Genomic DNA, 3,155 nt, shown 5'->3' with positions numbered 1-3,155 from the left:
AATGTGGTTGACGACACCTTCACCGACGCGGTCGGTGTCTGCGTGGCGGACATTGACGGCGACACCGATCTGGATGTTGTCGGGACCGGGTCTGAGTCCAACGAGATCGCCTGGTGGGCCAACGACGGCTCCGGCGGCGGCTGGACGAAAACCCTGGTTGACGACACCTTCCAGGGGGGCCGTTTCGTTCGCGCGGCGGACCTCGACGGCGACGGGGATTTGGACATCATCGCCACCGGCGCGCCCCCGTTTTCGGGCCGTCTCGCCTGGTGGTCCAACGACGACGGTGTCGGCGGCAGCTGGACCTACCATTCCATCGCCAGCTACTCCAACGCCTGGGAGGTCAGCGCGGCCGACGTTGACGGCGACACCGACCTGGATATCATCTGCGCTTCGGGATCGAACGACAGCATGACCTGGTGGTCCAACAACGACGGCGCCGGCGGCAGCTGGACCTCGCACGCCGTGAGCGGCACCGCGACGGGCGGGTATTACGGGGCGTTGGGCGTGGACATGGACGGCGACTCAGACATAGACATCGTCGGGACGGCCTGGAACGCCGGCACGGTCGTTTGGTGGGAGAACACCGATGGGTCCGGCTCGAGCTGGACCGAGCACATCGTTTCCGACGCGGTGTCGAACCCGCGTTCGGTCTACGCCGTGGACCTGGACGGTGACAGCGACCTCGACCTGGTGGTGGCCGCCTTCGTGGGGGACAATGTCTCCTGTTGGGAGAACGTAGACGGCAAAGGTACCACCTGGACCGAGGGTGTGGTGGTGGATGGATTCGACAGTCCACAGTGTGTCTTCGCCGTCGACATGGACGCCGACACAGATTCCGACATCCTGGGCTCCTCCCTCTACGACAACGTAATCGTCTGGTGGGAGAATGACGGCTCGGGTGGCGGGTGGTCCGAGCATCCCGTGGCGACCGACTTCAACATGGCCTCGGACGTTTGCGCCGACGATCTCGACGGCGACAGTGCGGTGGACGTGCGGGCCGCGGACGACTCGGGCAACATGGGTACCTGGTCGGAAGTGAGTTGGGGTGCCGACCTGGGCGAGACGTACCCGGCGATGCTGGACTACCTGCAGTATATGCCGATGCTCACCACGACGGACCCGCAGGTGAGCCCGACTCTCTTGTCGGTGGACATCTGCCCGTACTTCCACCTCGTCAGCCCGACGGACGCTTCGGTGGTCAACACGTTGACGCCGACGCTGGACTGGGACGACACGCTGCTCCCCGACTTCGACACCTACACGCTTTGGTGGGGGACGGACCCGACTTTCGACGACCACGGACGGCGTGGTATCACGTTTCGGCCCCACGGAGACGGTTACCATCTCCGCGGATACGCCGGAGCTCGTGCTTTACGCCGCGTATCCGAACCCTTCGCGGGAGGTCATCAACTTCGTGTTCTCGCTTCCGGATGACGGGCGGGTGGAGCTTTCGGTCTTCGACCTGGCCGGTCGTCGGGTTGCGACGCCGATAGCCTCGGAGCTGACCGCGGGCCGCCATGAGACGTCCTGGAACTGCGCTGAAATTCCCTCGGGCGTCTACCTCTACCGCCTTGAAACGGTTGCGGGATCGCTGACCCAGAGGCTGGTGATCAGCCGGTAGTCGTGCGGGATATATCAGAGGCGGGCCGCGGGGCCCGCCTTTTTTATGGGTTTGATGGGACGGCTACTTTTCGATGACCAGGAAGGTCGTCCGCCCGTCGCGCCAGATGAGCACCAGCACGGGCTCGCCCTCGACAATCTTGCCCGCCATCTCCTCGAAGCCGGCCGCGTCCTTGACCTCCTGCCGGTCGAACTGGAGGATGGCGTCACCGGACCGCAGGCCGGCCTTATCGGCGGGGGAGTCCCGGAAGACGCGGGTGATGACCACGCCCTTATCCTCGTCGAGCCCCATCTCCTTGACGAGCTCGGGGTCGAGGTTCTGAACTTCGATTCCCAGGGAGGCCACGGCCCGCGATTCGCCTTCCGTGCCCCGGGATTCCTCGTAGTACGCGTTGAGATCGGGGGGCCGCTCGCCGATCGTCACGTCAATCCTCTTCTCCGCGCCGTCGCGGCTGATGAGGAACTCGACCCGCTCGTCGGGGATCAGGAGGGCCACCCGGTTCTTCAGCTCGTTGGCGTCCTTGACCTTCAACCCGTTCATCTCGAGCACCACGTCGCCGACCTCGAAGCCGGCGTCCTCGGCGGGGGAGTCGGGCAGGACCTCGGCGACCAGCGCGCCCTTGGTCTCCCGAAGGTCCATGGCTTGGGCCACCTCCTCGTTCAAGTTCTGGATGGAGACCCCGAGCCAGCCGCGTACGACGCTGCCCTTATCGCGCAAATCCGCGGCCACCCGCCGGGCCATGTTGATGGGGATGGCGAAGCCGATGCCGCTGTTGTATGACTCGCCGGTCCAGGCGCCCCGGGTGCGGATGGCCGAGTTGATGCCGATGACCTCGCCGTCCAGGTTGACCAGGGGGCCGCCCGAGTTGCCCGGGTTGATCGAGGCGTCGGTCTGGATGAAGTCCTCGTAGTTGGCCAGGCCCATGTTGGTGCGGCCAATGGCGCTGATGATGCCCGCGGTCACGGTCTGCTGGAGGCCGAAGGGGCTGCCGATGGCCAGCGCCCATTCACCGACGCGCACAATGTCCGAGTCGCCCAGACGGACCACCTGGAGGTTCCGGGCGTCCTTGAGGCGGAGCAGAGCGAGGTCGGTGTCGGGGTCTATCCCCACGACTTCGGCGTCGAAGGTCCTTTCGTCGGAGAGGGTCACGCGGATCTCCTTGGCCTGGGCGACGACGTGGGCGTTGGTGAGTACGTACCCCTCCGCGTCGATGATAAAGCCCGATCCGGCGGCCTCCTGCTCGGGGGGCGCCTCGAAACCCCAGGGGCCGAAGAAGCTCAGGCTCTTCTCGGTTTCCGATTTCACCTCGATGTAAACCACGGCTGGGCCGACCTCGGCCGCCACCGAGGTGAAGGCCTCCTGGATGGAGCGGAGGATGTCCACTCCCGAGGGCTCTTCGGCGATGCTCGCCGCGGCGACGAGAAGCAAGAGGGCGGTGAGGATGGACGTTCTGCGCATACCGGTGTCTCCTTGCGAAGTCGGGGCGTGTCCGCAATTCCATACGACGGGGCGCTTTTATCCGTTCCCGGGA

General features: G+C 65.5%; 3 protein-coding genes. 2 read left to right on the top strand and 1 reads right to left on the bottom strand.

The features are described 5' to 3' along the window. A partial coding sequence (locus tag NTW26_00100) for a VCBS repeat-containing protein (GenBank protein ID MCX7020674.1) occupies positions 1-1,437 on the top strand: 1,437 nt, incomplete at its 5' end. Continuing rightward, positions 1,418-1,624 carry a T9SS type A sorting domain-containing protein gene (locus NTW26_00095; protein ID MCX7020673.1) on the top strand — a complete coding sequence of 69 codons (207 nt, stop codon included), beginning with the start codon at positions 1,418-1,420 and terminating at the stop codon, positions 1,622-1,624. The genes NTW26_00100 and NTW26_00095, both read left to right, overlap by 20 nt. Positions 1,625-1,687: 63 nt before the next feature. Here the strand turns inward: NTW26_00095 and NTW26_00090 are convergent, their stop codons facing one another. After that, on the bottom strand, positions 1,688-3,082 hold the full coding sequence (locus NTW26_00090; GenBank protein ID MCX7020672.1) for a DegQ family serine endoprotease: 1,395 nt from the start codon (positions 3,080-3,082) through the stop codon (positions 1,688-1,690). Between the last annotated feature and the right edge of the window lie 73 nt (positions 3,083-3,155).

This window comes from bacterium, assembly GCA_026398675.1.
GTDB lineage: Bacteria > RBG-13-66-14 > RBG-13-66-14 > RBG-13-66-14 > RBG-13-66-14 > RBG-13-66-14.
Note: the sequence above shows the minus strand (reverse complement) of the source record. Positions and strands in the feature narration are given on the sequence as shown.

Excerpts from the sequence above, each read along its gene's own strand:
- NTW26_00090 (MCX7020672.1), bottom strand. The coding sequence starts at position 3,082 with ATGCGCAGAACGTCCATCCTCACCGCCCTCTTGCTTCTCGTCGCCGCG.